The sequence below is a fragment of the Rhizobium sp. BK316 genome, assembly GCF_014193695.1.
Taxonomy (GTDB): Bacteria; Pseudomonadota; Alphaproteobacteria; order Rhizobiales; family Rhizobiaceae; genus Rhizobium.
Genome location: NZ_JACHZR010000004.1, coordinates 815,057 through 831,131 on the forward strand (window position 1 = coordinate 815,057; position 16,075 = coordinate 831,131).

A 16,075-nucleotide genomic window follows, 5' to 3' on the forward strand; every position below is an offset into this window, starting at 1 on the left:
TGTTCGGTAACGTCCGTTTTATTTTATTAGCATAGCGTCAGGCAACTACCGGTCGCAGAGGCCGGATTCAAAGTGCGGCTGAATGCGGGTTGGGGAAGCGCAATGGCATGCTGGGGCAAGATTCGAACGGCAGCAGCCTTCGGGCTGATCTGCTGCCTGTTTTCTTATACGCCTGCCGGGGCTGAACCGGCCTATATCGGCCTCGTGCGGGACTATGTCGAAAAGCTGGTCCGGCCGATGGTCAAGGCTCCTGTCGTCATGAAGGCGATCGAGGAGCAGAACGCCAAATTCGGCGATGTCAGCGAGATGGACATGCGGGTGCTCGACGAAACTTACCGGGCGGAGGTCGCGCAGGGCGACTTCCAGATGGTCAAGGCGCTGATGGCTAAATCCATCTCGCATTATCTCAAATCGAAGCAGGACGATTCGCAGGGAGCGATCATCGAGTTCTTCGTCACGGACCGCTACGGGCTGAATGTCGGCCAGAGCACCATCACGACAGACTATTGGCAGGGTGACGAGGATAAATTTCTGAAAACCTTCGCCCTCGGTTCGCAGGATATCTATGTCGGCCGGGCTGAGCGCGACGAGTCGACGCAGCATCTGGAGACTCAGGCGAGCTTCGTCGTCACCGACGAAAAGGGCAAGCCGATTGGCACCGCGACCGTCACGATCGCCATCGACGCCCTCTAGAAACTGCTGATTTCCCTGAACGAATCGATAAGCGCATTTACGTCGTAAAAGCCATCCTAACTTTTGCCGCACTCGATTTTTCTGACATTCCGCTTCTTCCCTCGTTAACCCACCGCCGCAAGCCCTTGTATTTTCAGGCTTACCCGGATTTTCCCCAGTCTCCACAGGGACATCCACAAGATGTTGTGGTTAGTAAACGGTTACGTTCCACCCCTTGACGGAATCAGCCGTTTCAAACTTAATGTTTCAGATGTTGCGGCGGCGACTGAACCGGAGGTAACGAGCCCGGTTCTCCCAAGGAAAATCGAACGCGGAATCAGGGTGTTGAACCGTCGGAAACGGTGACGCCCGTAGGGTTTTTTGCGCCTTTTTCCAGCCTCAAAAAGCGATATCGGGGACTGGTAAAACTTAGCTGTTAACACTATATTTAGCGTTTGCAGCCAGCCTCACCACAAGATACAGGAAAGACATCTCCGGATGACAATCCTGTCACAAGACGGAACGAGCATCGGCTGCGCGAAGGGACAACGTGTAGCCGGATGGAAATTTTGCGCCCTTTCGGGTGCCAACAAGAGGTTAAGGACATGCGCATCGAACGTCGGTTTACGAAGGCTGGTCAAGGCGCCTATGCGGATATCGAATTCCGCAAGGCGACGAGTGAGATCAAGAACCCTGACGGGTCGATCGTCTTCCGCCTCGAAAACATCGACGTTCCCGCGCAGTTCTCCCAGGTCGCGACAGATGTTCTGGCGCAGAAATATTTCCGCAAGGCCGGCGTCCCTGCCCGCCTGAAGAAGGTAGAAGAGAACGATGTCCCCTCTTTCCTGTGGCGCTCCGTTGCCGACGACGCGGCGCTGAAGAGCCTGCCGAAGGACGAACAGACCGGCTCGGAAACCGACGCACGTCAGGTCTTCGATCGTCTTGCCGGCACCTGGACCTATTGGGGTTGGAAGGGTGGCTACTTTTCCTCGGAGGAAGATGCCGCCGCCTTCAAGGACGAGCTTGCCTATATGCTCGCCACGCAGCGCGTTGCCCCGAACTCCCCGCAGTGGTTCAATACCGGCCTGCACTGGGCCTATGGAATCGACGGTCCTGGCCAGGGCCATTTCTATGTCGACCCCTTCACCGGCAAGATCACCAAGTCCAAGTCGGCCTACGAACATCCGCAGCCGCATGCCTGCTTCATCCAATCCGTCGAAGACGACCTCGTCAACGAAGGCGGCATCATGGACCTGTGGGTGCGTGAAGCCCGTCTCTTCAAGTACGGTTCCGGCACCGGCTCCAACTTCTCCATGCTGCGCGGCGAAGGCGAAAAGCTTTCCGGCGGCGGCCGCTCTTCCGGCCTGATGAGCTTCCTCAAGATCGGCGACCGCGCTGCAGGCGCCATCAAGTCTGGCGGCACGACCCGCCGTGCGGCCAAGATGGTCGTCGTCGATATCGACCATCCCGATATCGAGGAATATATCAACTGGAAGGTCAAGGAAGAGCAGAAGGTTGCCGCTCTCGTGACCGGCTCCAAGGTCGTCGCCCAGCATCTGAAGGCGATCATGAAGGCCTGCGTCAATTGCGAAGGCGACAATGGTGATTGCTTCGACCCGGCCAAGAACCCAGCGCTCAAGCGCGAAATCCGCGCCGCCAAGAAGGATCAGGTTCCGGAAAACTATGTCCAGCGCGTCATCCAGTTCGCCCGCCAAGGCTACAAGGACATGGAGTTCAAGACCTACGATACGGACTGGGATTCGGAAGCCTATTTGACCGTTTCCGGCCAGAACTCCAACAACTCGGTCTCGATCAAGGACAACTTCCTGCGCGCTGTCGAAGAAGATGGCGACTGGAGCCTGACCGCCCGCAAGGACGGCCGGGTGATGAAGACGCTAAAGGCCCGCGACCTCTGGGAAACGATTTCCTATGCCGCCTGGGCATCGGCCGATCCGGGCATCCACTTCAACACGACGATGAACGACTGGCACACCTCGCCGGCCGGCGGCCCGATCCGTGGCTCGAACCCGTGCTCGGAATACATGTTCCTCGATGACACGGCCTGCAACCTTGCTTCGCTGAACCTCCTGCAGTTCAAAGACAAGGCCACCAAGCGCATCAATATCGGCGATTACGAACACGCAGTTCGCCTGTGGACCGTCGTGCTCGAAATCTCCGTCATGATGGCGCAGTTCCCGTCGAAGCGCATTGCCGAGCTTTCCTACGAATACCGCACGCTCGGCCTCGGCTACGCCAATATCGGCGGCCTGCTGATGTCGACTGGCATCCCCTATGACAGCGCCGAAGGCCGCGCCATTGCCGGCTCGCTGACGGCGATCATGACCGGCATCTGCTACGCAACCTCGGCCGAAATGGCTGCCGAACTCGGCCCGTTCCCGAACTACGAGCCGAACCGCGAGCACATGCTGCGCGTCATCCGCAACCATCGCCGCGCCGCCCATGGTGAGAATGCCGGTTACGAGGCTCTCTCGGTCAACCCGGTCGCGCTGATCCATCAGGAAAACCCGGACCAGGATCTCGCAGCCCATGCAATGGCTGCCTGGGACAAGGCGCTCGAACTCGGCGAGAAGCACGGCTACCGCAATGCGCAGGTCTCGGTCATCGCACCGACCGGCACGATCGGCCTCGTCATGGATTGCGACACGACCGGCATCGAGCCTGACTTCGCGCTCGTAAAGTTCAAGAAGCTCGCCGGCGGCGGCTATTTCAAGATCATCAACCGCGCCGTTCCGGATGCACTGCGCACGCTCGGCTATTCCGAAAGCCAGATCGCCGAGATCGAGGCTTACGCTGTCGGCCACGGCAACCTCAACCAGGCCCCGGCCATCAACCCCTCGACGCTGAAGGCCAAGGGCTTCACCGACGAGAAGGTGGAAGCCGTCAATGCGGCTCTGAAGAGCGCCTTCGACATCAAGTTCGTCTTCAACCAGTGGACGCTCGGCGCCGACTTCCTGAAGACCACACTGAAGGTCTCCGACGAACAGCTGACCGACATGAGCTTCAGCCTGCTCGAGCATATCGGCTTCTCGAAGAAGGACATCGAGGCTGCGAATATCCACGTTTGCGGTGCGATGACGCTGGAAGGCGCGCCTTTCCTCAAGAAAGAGCATCTGCCGGTCTTCGATTGCGCCAATCCGTGCGGCAAGATCGGCAAGCGCTACCTCTCGGTCGAAAGCCATATCCGCATGATGGCGGCCGCCCAGCCCTTCATCTCGGGTGCGATCTCGAAGACGATCAACATGCCGAACGAGGCAACCGTCGAGGATTGCAAGAACGCCTATATGCTCTCCTGGAAGCTCGGCCTGAAGGCAAATGCCCTCTACCGTGACGGTTCCAAGCTGTCGCAGCCGCTCAACGCTTCGCTGATCGAGGACGAGAGCGACGAGGATGCACTGGAAGATCTGATCCAGCAGCCGCTCGCAGCCCAGGCCGTGACGGTCACCGAAAAGATCATCGAGAAGGTCATCGAGCGTGTTTCCCGCGAACGCGAGAAGCTGCCGAACCGTCGCCAGGGCTACACCCAGAAGGCTGCCGTCGGCGGTCACAAGGTTTATCTGCGCACCGGCGAATTCGGTGACGGCCGCCTCGGCGAGATCTTCATCGACATGCATAAGGAAGGTGCGGCCTTCCGTGCGATGATGAACAACTTCGCCATCGCCATCTCTCTCGGCCTGCAATACGGCGTTCCGCTGGAAGAATATGTGGAGGCCTTCACCTTCACCAAGTTCGAGCCGGCCGGCATCGTCATCGGCAATGACGCGATCAAGAACGCCACGTCGATCCTCGACTACGTGTTCCGCGAACTCGCCGTTTCCTATCTCGGCCGTCACGATCTGGCGCATGTCGATACGTCCGACTTCTCCAACACCGCGCTCGGCAAGGGCATCCAGGAAGGCAAGACGAACCTCGTCTCGACCGGCTGGACCCGCGGCTACAAGCCGACGCTTGTCTCGAACACCGGCAGCGACCGTCAGCTCGGCGAGCCGAAGGGTGCGGCAACGGCAGCCCCTGCCCGCGCCTCCTCGACCGGCTCGGTGACCTCTTTTGCAGGTGCAGCCGCCCGCAAGCTGGAGCCGACCGTGGCGATCTCCACCTCAGAAATCGTCGCCTTCAAGCGCGATTACGAAGAGCGCGCCAAGGAGCTGGCTGAAGAGATTGCCGAGGAAGTGCTCGAAGAAGCAGGCACCGACGCAACCGCCCTCTTCTCCGACAAGGCCGCAGCCGACGCTGCCACCGCCAAGACGGAAGCCAAGAAGGTGGAAGCCGAACGCCGCGCCCGCTCGATCATGCAGGGCTATACGGGTAACATGTGCAGCGAGTGCCAGAACTTCACGATGGTGCGCAACGGTACCTGCGAGAAGTGCGACACTTGCGGCGCGACGAGTGGGTGCAGCTGATCTCTTCGGGAAATCTTGGCCGCCGTCACTCGTTTGAAGCGCGGTCATAAAAGTGAGCTAGAAATTGAAATGGCCGGACCCGAATGGTCCGGCCATTTTCATATCGGGTCGCGCCCAATCATGCGGGCGATGGTTTTCCTTGAATAATTCGGAGAAATCGTCTCCCGCGCAAAGCAAACCGCGCCCGATAGATGTGTAATGCCAAACCCGATGATGCCCACAGGCCGGAGTCCGGCGACCGAATGGCGGGCGGTGAAGGGAGAATTCATCCTGCACTAAAAAGTGTTTAGTCCCGGCATTGCCAAACGATCAGACATGCGCTTCGCCATGGGGAAAATCACCGTCGTCCAACTTGCGGCGTAGTGTGCCGTAGAGAATGACGGCATAGAAGACAACCACGATCGTGATCACCGGCCAGCCGGGAATCGGTCCGAGTGCCGCGTTGTCGACAATATAGCTCCACGAATGTGCCAGCTCTTGCGACGCACCTTCCGCTTGCAGCTTTGGCGTCGAGATCTTCAAGATCCACGCCATCAGCAGGATCGCATACATCCAGCAATAGTTCCGCCGCAGCCGCCGCTGCATAGCCTCGAAATAGCCGAGGAGAAGCCGCGGTGCACGTAGGCTCTTGGCAATCGATAGCGCCCAATCGGGATTGAGCTCGGCTTCGGGCATCAAAATCTGCGCAAAATAGCTGCGCTCCATTTGCCGCACCCGCGCACGATAAACATCGAAGAAGCGATAACGTCGCGCCTCGATCATCAGCAGCAATGTGATCAGCAACATGCCAAACAACAACACGCCATGATGGGACGTTGGTGTCGACAAGGACACGGAGAGCAGCGCCGCCACGACGGTGATCGCCCAGTTCGACGTCCGGTCGATGCGGTCCCGCCAACTGGTCATCCGCGCGAGCTCGCCGCGGTAATAATGGTTCAGGGTGTTGGTGATTTCCCCCGTCGTCGTGGGTAGCGGCGGCCGTTCAGTGTCCGTGGCGCTATCCAGGAGATGGGATGTAGTGAGCTCCGTGGCCATCGTTGTCTCCTCCTCGCATTTGCTCTTTCTCGCAGCGGTCTTTGGCCCGCCGCTGCTGCGAAGGAATATCTTGCTCCTTCCACCCAACCATCGCAAAAGCTATTCAAAAGGTTTTAACAAGCAGCGCGATCTGAAGTGAGCTAGAAATTGAAATGGCCGGACCCGAAAGGTTCGGCCATTTTCATATCGGAATACTGATATAAGCAATGAGGATTGGGCCGGATAGGCTCGGCCTCGTCCAGAGGGATTAGAAACGACGCGCTGCTTCCAGCTTGTTTCCGACGATGCTGTCGATCCGATCCAGCACGTCAGACATCAGCCTGCTCTTGTGCGAGAGAGCGGCGAGATTGTCCTGCAACTGGCTCGCGCGCAAGTCGCCGAGGATGATGGTCGAGGCGTTTTTGTTGGCGAGGCACCGAGATGGGTCATCGACCGGCCGATCAGAAAACAGCTCCAGGCGCTACGCGTCTGCAGTCTTTATTCAAAGCGGTCGGCAATCTCTCATGGGATCCGCTGTATTCGACTCGCAGCACCGCCACGTCCTCCCCTCGTTCGAAACGCTCGCGCCGTAATCCTGTCGCAATAGTCGTCGTGAACATAGGATCGGAAAGGTGGGTGATGCATGAAGATCCTGTTGGTCGAAGACGAGACCAGACTGGCGGAAACGGTTGCGGCCTCTCTTGGCAAGAACGGCATCGCGGTGGACCACACCGCTCTCCTTGGGGATGCAATCGAACTCGCCCGACAACAGACCTATGATGCGATCGTGCTCGACAGACGCCTGCCGGACGGCGACGGCATCACATTCATCCCTTGGTTACGAGGCTCCGGCGTCGTGACGCCGGTCATCGTCCTGACGGCCAGAAACGAGCCGAAGGAAAGGGTCGCGGGCCTGGACCTCGGCGCCGACGACTATCTGGGCAAGCCGTTTCTGATGGAGGAGCTTTTCGCTCGACTGCGGGCGGTATTGCGACGCCCGTCGGCCTTGGCGGAACCGTCCATAGTCGCAGGACGGATGACTGTAGATCCGATCCGGATGGACGTCATGATCGGCGAACTGCAACTCGATCTGCCTCGTCGAGAGCTGATGGTGCTCGTTACTCTTGCGAAGCGAAAAGGTAAGACCGTCCTCAGATCGGTGCTGGAAACCGAAATCTACAATTACGAGGAAACCATCCAATCCAACGCGCTGGATGCTCATGTCTCGCGACTGAGAAAACGCCTAACTGACGCGGACGCCGGCGTGTCCATTCACAACATCCGCGGGGTAGGATACCTGCTGAAGGAGCGTTGATGCGATTTCCGAATACGTCGTCGCTGTGGTGGAGACTGAGTTGGCAGCTAAGCGTGCCATTCGTCGTCATCACGGCATCGGAGATCGTCGCTCTGTGCATCTATGGGGCGATGATCCATTCTCCGAACGTCGGTATGCAGCACCGGCTTTTGAATGCCCTGGAGGGGTCCTTGAACTACGAACCTGGACGAGGACTTCGCATCAAGGACAGCGAAGAGCTCACAGCGTTGAAGAAGGATACCCCCAATCTCTTTTTCTACGCTGCGGCCCCAGACGGAACGGCTGTGGCATATGGGAACATTCCACCTGCGTACACACAGCTCACCAAGTTCGTGCCGCTTATCAAGGACGCCGATATTCGCGACACGTCGGCAAGTGGCCCGGTGCCGGCTTCAGTCGACGACTTTGAGATCAATACGACCGAGATCCGGGTGCTTTACGGCGGTCGCAACGGAAGCGAGTCGACATTTCTTGCGCTGCTCGGCAGCGCATATCCGATCTACGTGCCTCTGCTCGCGGTTACTCTGCCCGCCCTCTTCTTCGCCGTGCCGCGACTGGTCAGGCGTTCGCTCTTAGGGCTGAGCCACGTCGTACAGAAAGCGCCGGAGATTGACCCGCGCCAGCCGGGATCCCGGCTTCCGGTGGATCGGGTTCCGAGCGAGGTCGTTCCGCTTATCCACGCATTCAACTCCGTTCTGGAGCGCCTCGAGCAGCAGTTCGCAGCCAGAGAGCGTTTTCTGATCGACGCCGCACACGAACTCCGCACGCCGATCGCCGTCATGCAGACGCGTATCGATACGACCCTGGAAGGAAGCACGCGCGAGACCATGATGGATGACATCGGGCGTCTGCGGGAGACGGCGGAGCAATTGCTCGACTTCGAACGGAGCGAGCAGTCGCCGGAGCCGTTTGAACAAGCCGACCTGGTGGAAGTCGCCAGGAACGTCGTTGCCGACCAAGCTCCGCTTGCCATAAGAAATGGATATGAGATCTCGTTCGACAGTGACGTCGACGAGCTTTATCGCCTGGTAAGTCCGTCGGCGATGTCACGCGCCATAGGTAACCTCGTGCGCAATGCGATCGACCATGGCGGAAATAGCGGCACGATATCGGTTCGCGTGTCCGAATGTGGAGGCATCTCGGTTTCGGACGAAGGCCCCGGAATTCCAGCAGCGCATCGAGACCTCGTGTTCGAACCATTTTACAGGGTCACACCGCGGAGCACGGGTGCCGGCCTCGGATTGAGCATCGTGAAGCAGATCGTGACCCGTCACCGCGGGAGCGTGGCCCTCGAAGGCAATCCGACAGGAACGACGGTGACCATCAGCCTGTGACAGATACAGCGATCAGCGGCCCGCTCTGACGAGCGGTCAATGAAGCGCGGTAAAAATGAAATGGCCGAACCAAAAGGTCCGGCCATTTCGTATTGGAATAAGGATAAGAGCAAAGGTGTTCGATCTAACTTTGGCCTTGCCTAAAAGCGGCGCGGTGCTTCCGGCTTGTTGCCGACGATGCTGTCGATCCGCTCCATGACGTCAGTCGTCACCTTGTCCTTGTGCGAGAGGGCCGCGAGATTATCCTGCAACTGGCTTGCGCGCGATGCTCCAAGGATGACGGTAGAGACGTTCTTGTTGGCGAGGCACCAGAGAAGGGCGAGATGGGTAATCGACAGGCCGATCTCGTCCGAGAGCTTTGCAAGCTGGCGAACCTGTTCGAGCTGGGCGCGGCCGGCATCGGTGGACCATTTTTCCTTCAGCCATTCGTAGCCGGGCAGGTTCATACGGCTGTCGGCCGGTACGCCGTCATTGTATTTGCCGGTGAGCACACCCGAGGCGAGCGGCGACCAGATGGTGGTGCCGAGGCCGATCAAGTCGTAGAGCGGAAGGTAATCGGCTTCGACCTTCTGGCGTTCGAAGATGTTGTATTGCGGCTGCTCCATGGTCGGCGGCGTGATGCGGAGATCCCGGGCAACGGCATAGGCTTCCGTCAATTGCTGCGCGGACCATTCCGACGTTCCCCAGTAGAGAACCTTGCCCTGGGCGACGAGATCGTGCATCGCCCGGACCGTTTCCTCGATCGGCGTGTCGATATCCGGGCGGTGGCAGAAGTAGAGGTCGAGATAATCCACCTGCAGTCTCTTCAGCGCTGCGTGGCAGGCGTCCGTCACATGTTTGCGCGACAGGCCGCGTTGCGTCGGCTTTTGACCTCCCCAGAAGACCTTGCTGGATACGACGTAGCTGTCGCGGCTCCAGGCAAGCGACTTCAGCGCCTCGCCCATGACGATTTCGGACTTGCCGCTTTCGTACCCTTCCGCGTTGTCGAAGAAGTTTATCCCATTGTCGTAGGCGAGCTTCATGAGGTCGACGGCATCGCCGCCATTGACCTGCTTGCCGAACGTGACCCACGATCCGAAGGAGAACTCGCTCACCTTCAGACCCGACTTCCCCAAACGACGATATTCCATCATGCAGCTCCCATAGGTTATGAAAATGTGCCGCCTCCCAAGCGAGGTCGGCGTGATGCGATCAAGCGATTATCGATTTCTTGCACTTTATGTCACCGGCAGCAATATGCGAAGCTCCGCCATCACAGAAAACTGCGTCCTTTTGCATCACCTCTGCTTATCTGACAATATTGGATCGTTTTCAATGGCTTCAGCGGCGAAAGCCGTCGTCCCCCGGTCCGCTGCGCTAGCGATCCAGCATTCAGTCAACTTCCGAGCTTCGTCTGGCGGCTCGGCAGTTTGTCAATAACTGCAAGGTCTATCGTTGCCAAATCCACCCAAGCACGCCGGTCGGAGCCCAATGTCGGCGCTTTGCCCATACCCGACCGAGCCGGTCTGGATCGAACTATCCGAGCTCGTCGTGCAGGACGATGCCAAGGCTATGACGACGACAGCTGCCCCGGCTGCCAGCAGTTTTCGAAATTGGGACATTTTATCTACCCCCATACCGATAAGCGACGACATCGGAACCTCATTACAGGCTCGTGTCATCGCTAGGCAGATAGGCTGGTCCGAAGCTCCGGGAACCGCGTGGGCAATCAAGATTTCGTCATTCACGCAGCCTGCAGACGTTTGCAGCCGCGTCTTACCCACCGGCTGCCGGAGCCGAGACTAAGCCTCATCCCCGGTTATGCTGTCTAGTTCCGTCAGATGCGCTTCTGCCGCGATCAGGGCGTTTTCAACGTTGTGCGCCGCAACGCTACCGGGGGAGCGTCGCCAAGCCCAAAGGGATAGTCCACTCAGAAGCGAGTTGCCGCGGCGAAGATCTCCGCCAGGCGCTCGATCCCTACCTGGTCGTCGGCATCGAAACGGGCGGGAAGCGGGCTGTCGAGGTCGATGACGCCGACGATCCGGTCGCCGTTTCTGATGGGAACGACGAGCTCGGACCGGGACGCGACATCGCAGGCGATATGGCCGGGGAACGCATGGACATCCTCCACCAGAATGGAGGCGCCTTCCTTGACCGCCGTGCCGCAAACGCCTCGGCCGACGGGAATGCGCACGCAGGCCGGCTTACCCTGGAAGGGGCCGAGCACGAGTTCATCGCCTTTCAGGAGATAGAAGCCCGCCCAGTTTAGGTCAGGCATCATCTGGTACATCAGCGCCGAGGTATTGGCGGCGTTGGCGATCATGTCCGGCTCGCCTTCGAGCAGGCCTTGCAGCTGCTGGGCAAGCTCGCGATAGAACTCGACCTTGTTGCCTAATTCGATCGATGCCGCCTGGAACATTGTCACATCCACTTCCTGTTTCCGAGACCGCTGATATAGGCAGTGAAACTGCCTTTGACAAACGGCCGATCCCGAGCGCGGCAATTGAATTGCGACAGCGAATCCGATCAGATCCGCGCATGACGAAGATGATCAGAATATCGGCGGCCCTTCTGTTGCGGGATGATGGCCATACGCTTCTGGTGCGCAAGTGCGGCACCGTGGCCTTCATGCAGCCGGGCGGCAAGATCGAGCCCGGAGAGACGCCTGAGGACGCTCTGATCAGAGAGCTGGCAGAGGAGATCGGCGTCACCGCATCGGCCACCGAGTTCGAATTTCTGGGGCGGTTTCAGGCGCCTGCCGCCAACGAGCCGGATCATATCGTCATCGCCGATGTCTTTCTGATGCATGCACAGGATCACGACATCAAGGCAACGGCGGAGATCGAGGAGGTCCGTTGGATATCGCCGGCCGAGCCGGGCGAGATCATCATGGCATCCCTGACGGAACATCACATCCTGCCATTCTACCGCCAACGGGAAACCCGGCGACCAGCCAAGGTATCCGGCATCAGTTTTGCGGAAAGCGATCGGCGGGCGGATTGATGTCATCAGGCACCGCTCTATTCTCCCACTGGATCAAGGGAGGATCACGCCATGGCCTTCATTCAGACCCCCGATGCATCCGCCAGCAAGAAGACGGCTTCGATGTACGCCTCGGCCGAAGCGAGCTACGGCTACCTGCCGAACATGTACCGCGCCTTCGGACACCGGCCTGAAGTGATGGAAAACTGGGGGACGCTGCTTGCCAGCATTCGCGGCCATATGAGCCAGCGGCGTTATGAACTGGTCACGCTGGCGGCAGCCAGAGAGCTCAAGTCATCCTATTGCATGCTGGCCCATGGTTCCGCACTGCTGCGCGACGGTTTTACCAATGACAGCCTTTCGGCAGTGGCTGGCGGCAGCGAGAAGGCGCCCATTGATGCCGTCGAGCGGGCAATCATGGATTTTGCCGCCAAGGTGGCGCGCGATGCGACCTCGGTGACGCAGCAGGACATCGATGGCTTGAAGCGGCACGGGCTTGTTGACGCAGAGATCTTCGATGTCACCGCGGCAGCCGCCGCGCGCTGCTTTTTCTCCAAGATGCTGGATGCGCTGGGTGCCGCGCCCGATCACGCCTATGCCGAGCGGCTAGATCCCAAGCTGCGTCAGAATCTAGCCATCGGCCGGCCGATCGAGGGGCTGAATTCGAGCCACTCGTAAGAACTGCGATCGTGTGGTTCCGGATTGGCCCTTACTGCGCTGGCGGATCTGCAAAATGCGCGATCGCGAATTCGGCGATCTCCTGGCCTGCCTTGTCAGCATCATCCAGCACCGAGGGGAAAAGCTGCCATTGATGCGGCATTCCCGGCCAGACCTGCGTCGTCACGTCGACGCCCGCCTTGTGCGCCTTGTCGGCAAGCCGCAGCGTATCGTCGAGCAGCAGCTCGCCGGAACCGACCTGCAGCAGCAAGGGCGGAAAACCCGAGAGATCGGCATAGAGCGGAGAAATGTTGGGATCCGTCGCGGAATTATTGCCGAGATAGGCCTTGCGCAACGTTTCCAGCGCATCCTTGTCCAGCACCGGATCATTGGTGGCATTCTCTGTGACCGATGCACCTGAGGCGGATAGATCGGTGATCGGGCTCAGCGCCACGACGGCTGCCGGCAGCGGCTGGCGGGAGCGCATCTGCCGCAACACGGCTTCGAGCGCCAGATTGCCACCGGCACCATCGCCGATCACCACGATATTTCCGTTGCTGTAGCCGCTGTCAAGCAGCCAGCGGTAGGCGGTGAGCGCATCATTGACCTGCGCCGGGTAGTTATATTCAGGCGTCAGTCTGTAATCCATCAGCAACACATCGCTGGACGCTGCCTTGGCGAGCGAACCGGCGATCAGGTGATGTGTGCGAATGGAACCGCCATAGAAGCCGCCGCCATGGATGAAGAGGATGGCGCGCCGGCCGATCGGATGATGAAGGCGCGCAGGCCAGACAAGTTCGGCATCGACGCCATCGGCATCGACATGCCGGATCTGGATGCGTGTCGGCTCGGGCAGCGATTCCATGAAATCGCGGAAAGCGGTGCGACGATCCCGCAGGGTCTCCGCACCCTTGAAATGTTCTTTCCAGCGGGAAAGCAGCTTTTCGACCTGCTCCTTGGAAGCCGGTGTTTGTGCCGGCATTTCCTGCGCCGATATTTCCAGCGGAAAGGCAGACAACATCATCGCTGCAAACACTGACAGCAGCCCTTTGCGACATTCCATTTTCCACCGACTGCCAGCAGAAAAAAACGGCTTTCTCATTCGCCCCTCCGGCGCTGATCTTCCTTCTTGCGGCGCATCTTCTCCACTTCGCCACCGAGAGTCAAAAGGGAGTTTTGACTGATTGCCGAGAGCTTTTCCCGGTCAGCTTGGGGTATTCTGACCAGAAAAGGCTACGGGTTCGTAGTCCGCATTTTTTGGTTGTGCTAGACTACTTTAAGGAGGGGAAGATCATGGACAGAGCCGCCCTCATCGGGACGTGGCGCATGATCTCGTGGACGCGAACCGTTGTTGCGACCGGGGAAGTCAGCGATGCCATGGGTGCCGATCCCATTGGATATATCGCCTATCATGCCGATGGCCGGATGATGGCTTTCGCTACCAACCGACGCAGGCCGAGACCCAACGGCAAAGCCCCCAACGACAACGAAAAGGCCGCACTTTTCGATACGATGCTGGCTTATACCGCCGCCTATACGCTGGAGGGCGACAAAGTGATCCATCATGTCGAGGCCGCCTGGAATCCGACATGGGAGCGGCCGCTGATCCGCCCGGTGCATATCGAGGGCGACATACTCGTCATCAGCGATGCACCCGCCACCGATCCGATAACGGGAGAGGATGTCGTCTACCGCCTGGAGTTCCAAAAACTCTGACGACTACAGCATCGGCCCGAAAATCGGCATCGATTTTCGGAAAGCCTGATGTGCGGATTCAAAGAGTTAGAGTATCCTCTGTGCGTCCGATTGGACGCACGGCACTCTAATCGCCGCGGATCGCGTCGATCACTGTGCGGAAGCCCGCCGAGATGTGCCGCCGGCTGGGATAGTAGAGATAAAGCGGTTCTTCCGGCTGGCACCATTCGTCCAGCACCTGAACAAGCTGGCCGCTTGCAATCAGCGGTGCCACCCTGCCTTCCCAGACATAGGCGAGCGCCACACCGCTGAGGGCAGCCGTTGTCATCAATTCATGGTCGTCGAGGGACAACGGACCCGTAGGATGGAAGGTGATGGCCTGGCCGTCTTTTTCGAAATCCCAGGGATAACGCGCGCCTGACGGAAACATGTTCTGTATGCAGATATGCCGCTTCAGATCATGCGGCGTTTCCGGCAATGGTCGAGTTTCGAAATAGGCGGGCGAACCGACGACGACGAGACGCATGCGCGGCTTGATGCGAACGGCGATCATACCCTCCGTGACACGCTCACCGAAACGGATGCCGGCATCGAAACCCTCCTCGACGATATCCACCAGCCGGTCCGTTGCGGCTATTTCGAGCTGCAGATTGGGGTTCTTCATCAGAAGCGGCCCGATGACCTGACCGACGACGAAAGGCGCAATGGAATTGCCGACATTGATGCGGACCCGACCGAAAGGTGTATCGCGGAAGCGGTTCAGCGCATCGAGCGCGGCGCTGATTTCGCCGAAGGCCGGATCGAGATGAGACCGGAGCAGTTCGCCGGCTTCCGTCAGCGAGACGCTGCGGGTCGTGCGGTTCAAGAGGCGAATGCCGATGCGGTCCTCCAGATTGAGGACGGCGTGGCTGATCGCGGAGGCGGTCACGCCCCTTTCCTCTCCCGCCTTGCGGAAGCTCTTGTGTCTGGCGACAGCGGCGAACGCTGCCATTTCGGAAAGCTCGGTTGCCCTCATTGCTGAATTTCACTCATCACAATCTCTTAAATAACAAATCTTATACATGAGCGAGATTTGCGTCAAATTCCTCTCCGTCAGCAACGAACTGCTGAAACAAACAATCTGACGAAAGGAAATTGCCATGAAAGTCTGGTTCATCACGGGTGCATCGCGCGGCTTTGGCGCGCTGATGACCAAGGGTGCTCTTGCCAACGGCGACGCTGTCGTTGCCACCGCCCGCAACCCCAAGACCATCACCGAACAGTTCGGCGATCATCCGAACCTGCTTGCCGTCGCTCTCGATGTCACCAATGAAGACCAGGCTAGGCAAGCTGCCGCTGCCGCCGTTGCCCGCTTCGGTCGCATCGACATCCTCGCCAACAATGCCGGCTACGGCCTGCTCGGCGCCGTCGAAGAAGCCACTGCCGCCGAGATCGAGAAGATCTATGCCACCAACGTCTTCGGCCTGCTGAAGGTCACCCGCGCCGTGCTGCCTTACATGCGCCGCCAGCGCGCCGGCCATATCCTGAACTTCTCCTCGATCGGCGGTTATGCGGGCTTCCCCGGCTGGGGCGTCTATGGTTCCACGAAGTTTGCTGTCGAGGGTCTGTCGGAATCGCTGGCGACCGAAGTCGAGCCTTTCGGCATCAAGGTCACGATCATCGAGCCCGGCTTCTTCCGCACGGACTTCCTGCATGACAATTCGCTGGCGATCAGCCCTGCCTCCCTCCCCGACTATGTCGGCACACCGGCCGGCAACATGCGCGACTTCGCAGCCAGCGCCAACCATGCCCAGCCGGGCGATCCGGCCAAACTGACTGCCGGCATCATCGAAATGGTGAACGCCGCCCACCCGCCGCTGCGCATGCCGTTCGGCAGCGATACGGTCGCCAGGATCGAAGAAGAACATGCCAATGTGGAAAAGGAACTTGCCCAATGGCGCAAGCTCGCCGTCTCCACGGACTTCGAGCAGACCGCCTGAGAAGGCCTGACTTTCCCCACAACAACAAGC

14 protein-coding genes and 1 pseudogene are annotated in these 16,075 nt (G+C 59.2%); 8 read left to right on the forward strand and 7 right to left on the reverse strand.

Going from position 1 to position 16,075, the window contains the following annotated elements:
- Positions 1–102 precede the first annotated feature (102 nt).
- Positions 103–693 carry a hypothetical protein gene (locus FHT87_RS22910; RefSeq protein ID WP_183805012.1) on the forward strand — a complete coding sequence of 197 codons (591 nt, stop codon included), beginning with the start codon at positions 103–105 and terminating at the stop codon, positions 691–693.
- 584 nt (positions 694–1,277) lie between these two features.
- Positions 1,278–5,090, forward strand: coding sequence for a vitamin B12-dependent ribonucleotide reductase (locus tag FHT87_RS22915; RefSeq protein ID WP_183805013.1), 3,813 nt, complete (start codon positions 1,278–1,280; stop codon positions 5,088–5,090).
- A 309-nt stretch (positions 5,091–5,399) separates the two neighbouring features.
- On the opposite strand, the gene FHT87_RS22920 is transcribed toward FHT87_RS22915, so the two are convergent.
- Both FHT87_RS22920 and FHT87_RS31560 read right to left on the reverse strand, forming a co-directional pair.
- Positions 5,400–6,125 carry a DUF2270 domain-containing protein gene (locus tag FHT87_RS22920; protein WP_183805014.1) on the reverse strand — a complete coding sequence of 242 codons (726 nt, stop codon included), beginning with the start codon at positions 6,123–6,125 and terminating at the stop codon, positions 5,400–5,402.
- Between the two features lie 247 nt (positions 6,126–6,372).
- A pseudogene (locus FHT87_RS31560) lies at positions 6,373–6,566 on the reverse strand (aldo/keto reductase); the annotation flags it as partial.
- Positions 6,567–6,747: 181 nt separating this feature from the next.
- Between FHT87_RS31560 and FHT87_RS22930 the strand changes: the two are divergent.
- Positions 6,748–7,419: a response regulator transcription factor gene (locus tag FHT87_RS22930; RefSeq protein WP_183805015.1), complete on the forward strand. Its 672-nt coding sequence runs from the start codon at positions 6,748–6,750 to the stop codon at positions 7,417–7,419.
- The gene (locus FHT87_RS22935) at positions 7,419–8,753 is read left to right on the forward strand and encodes a HAMP domain-containing sensor histidine kinase (protein ID WP_183805016.1); all 1,335 of its coding nucleotides are present in this window, start codon (positions 7,419–7,421) and stop codon (positions 8,751–8,753) included. The genes FHT87_RS22930 and FHT87_RS22935 overlap by 1 nt, the downstream gene beginning before the upstream one ends.
- Positions 8,754–8,893: 140 nt before the next feature.
- On the opposite strand, the gene FHT87_RS22940 is transcribed toward FHT87_RS22935, so the two are convergent.
- The 3 genes from FHT87_RS22940 to FHT87_RS22945 form a co-directional block, all read right to left on the reverse strand.
- Complete coding sequence (locus FHT87_RS22940; protein WP_183805090.1) at positions 8,894–9,883, reverse strand: aldo/keto reductase; 990 nt, start codon at positions 9,881–9,883, stop codon at positions 8,894–8,896.
- A gap of 282 nt (positions 9,884–10,165) precedes the next feature.
- Positions 10,166–10,354, reverse strand: coding sequence for a hypothetical protein (locus FHT87_RS31280; protein WP_246698125.1), 189 nt, complete (start codon positions 10,352–10,354; stop codon positions 10,166–10,168).
- Positions 10,355–10,662: 308 nt separating this feature from the next.
- Complete coding sequence (locus FHT87_RS22945) at positions 10,663–11,151, reverse strand: GAF domain-containing protein (protein ID WP_183730999.1); 489 nt, start codon at positions 11,149–11,151, stop codon at positions 10,663–10,665.
- Between the two features lie 119 nt (positions 11,152–11,270).
- Here FHT87_RS22945 and FHT87_RS22950 point away from each other — a divergent pair, with 119 nt between their 5' ends.
- Positions 11,271–11,735 (forward strand): NUDIX domain-containing protein, encoded by a 465-nt coding sequence (locus FHT87_RS22950; protein WP_183729973.1) that lies wholly within the window; start codon positions 11,271–11,273, stop codon positions 11,733–11,735.
- A gap of 51 nt (positions 11,736–11,786) precedes the next feature.
- The gene (locus FHT87_RS22955) at positions 11,787–12,392 is read left to right on the forward strand and encodes a carboxymuconolactone decarboxylase family protein (RefSeq protein ID WP_183729976.1); all 606 of its coding nucleotides are present in this window, start codon (positions 11,787–11,789) and stop codon (positions 12,390–12,392) included.
- Between the two features lie 31 nt (positions 12,393–12,423).
- Here FHT87_RS22955 and FHT87_RS22960 read toward each other — a convergent pair whose 3' ends face one another.
- Positions 12,424–13,395 carry an alpha/beta hydrolase gene (locus tag FHT87_RS22960; protein WP_246699668.1) on the reverse strand — a complete coding sequence of 324 codons (972 nt, stop codon included), beginning with the start codon at positions 13,393–13,395 and terminating at the stop codon, positions 12,424–12,426.
- Positions 13,396–13,664: 269 nt separating this feature from the next.
- On the opposite strand from FHT87_RS22960, the gene FHT87_RS22965 reads away from it, so the two are divergent.
- A complete protein-coding gene (locus FHT87_RS22965; protein WP_183729982.1) occupies positions 13,665–14,087 on the forward strand; it encodes a lipocalin-like domain-containing protein in 423 nt (140 codons plus the stop codon).
- A gap of 106 nt (positions 14,088–14,193) precedes the next feature.
- On the opposite strand, the gene FHT87_RS22970 is transcribed toward FHT87_RS22965, so the two are convergent.
- Complete coding sequence (locus FHT87_RS22970) at positions 14,194–15,081, reverse strand: LysR family transcriptional regulator (protein WP_183729985.1); 888 nt, start codon at positions 15,079–15,081, stop codon at positions 14,194–14,196.
- 124 nt (positions 15,082–15,205) lie between these two features.
- Here FHT87_RS22970 and FHT87_RS22975 point away from each other — a divergent pair, with 124 nt between their 5' ends.
- Positions 15,206–16,045: an oxidoreductase gene (locus FHT87_RS22975; protein ID WP_183805018.1), complete on the forward strand. Its 840-nt coding sequence runs from the start codon at positions 15,206–15,208 to the stop codon at positions 16,043–16,045.
- The last annotated feature ends 30 nt before the right edge of the window (positions 16,046–16,075 follow it).

Excerpts from the sequence above, each read along its gene's own strand:
- FHT87_RS22975 (WP_183805018.1), top strand. The coding sequence starts at position 15,206 with ATGAAAGTCTGGTTCATCACGGGTGCATCGCGCGGCTTTGGCGCGCTG.
- FHT87_RS22965 (WP_183729982.1), top strand. The coding sequence starts at position 13,665 with ATGGACAGAGCCGCCCTCATCGGGACGTGGCGCATGATCTCGTGGACG.
- FHT87_RS22915 (WP_183805013.1), top strand. The coding sequence starts at position 1,278 with ATGCGCATCGAACGTCGGTTTACGAAGGCTGGTCAAGGCGCCTATGCG.
- FHT87_RS22920 (WP_183805014.1), bottom strand. The coding sequence starts at position 6,125 with ATGGCCACGGAGCTCACTACATCCCATCTCCTGGATAGCGCCACGGAC.
- FHT87_RS22955 (WP_183729976.1), top strand. The coding sequence starts at position 11,787 with ATGGCCTTCATTCAGACCCCCGATGCATCCGCCAGCAAGAAGACGGCT.
- FHT87_RS22940 (WP_183805090.1), bottom strand. The coding sequence starts at position 9,883 with ATGGAATATCGTCGTTTGGGGAAGTCGGGTCTGAAGGTGAGCGAGTTC.
- FHT87_RS22945 (WP_183730999.1), bottom strand. The coding sequence starts at position 11,151 with ATGTTCCAGGCGGCATCGATCGAATTAGGCAACAAGGTCGAGTTCTAT.
- FHT87_RS22950 (WP_183729973.1), top strand. The coding sequence starts at position 11,271 with ATGACGAAGATGATCAGAATATCGGCGGCCCTTCTGTTGCGGGATGAT.
- FHT87_RS22935 (WP_183805016.1), top strand. The coding sequence starts at position 7,419 with ATGCGATTTCCGAATACGTCGTCGCTGTGGTGGAGACTGAGTTGGCAG.
- FHT87_RS22970 (WP_183729985.1), bottom strand. The coding sequence starts at position 15,081 with ATGAGGGCAACCGAGCTTTCCGAAATGGCAGCGTTCGCCGCTGTCGCC.
- FHT87_RS31280 (WP_246698125.1), bottom strand. The coding sequence starts at position 10,354 with ATGTCCCAATTTCGAAAACTGCTGGCAGCCGGGGCAGCTGTCGTCGTC.
- FHT87_RS22960 (WP_246699668.1), bottom strand. The coding sequence starts at position 13,395 with ATGATGTTGTCTGCCTTTCCGCTGGAAATATCGGCGCAGGAAATGCCG.
- FHT87_RS22930 (WP_183805015.1), top strand. The coding sequence starts at position 6,748 with ATGAAGATCCTGTTGGTCGAAGACGAGACCAGACTGGCGGAAACGGTT.
- FHT87_RS22910 (WP_183805012.1), top strand. The coding sequence starts at position 103 with ATGGCATGCTGGGGCAAGATTCGAACGGCAGCAGCCTTCGGGCTGATC.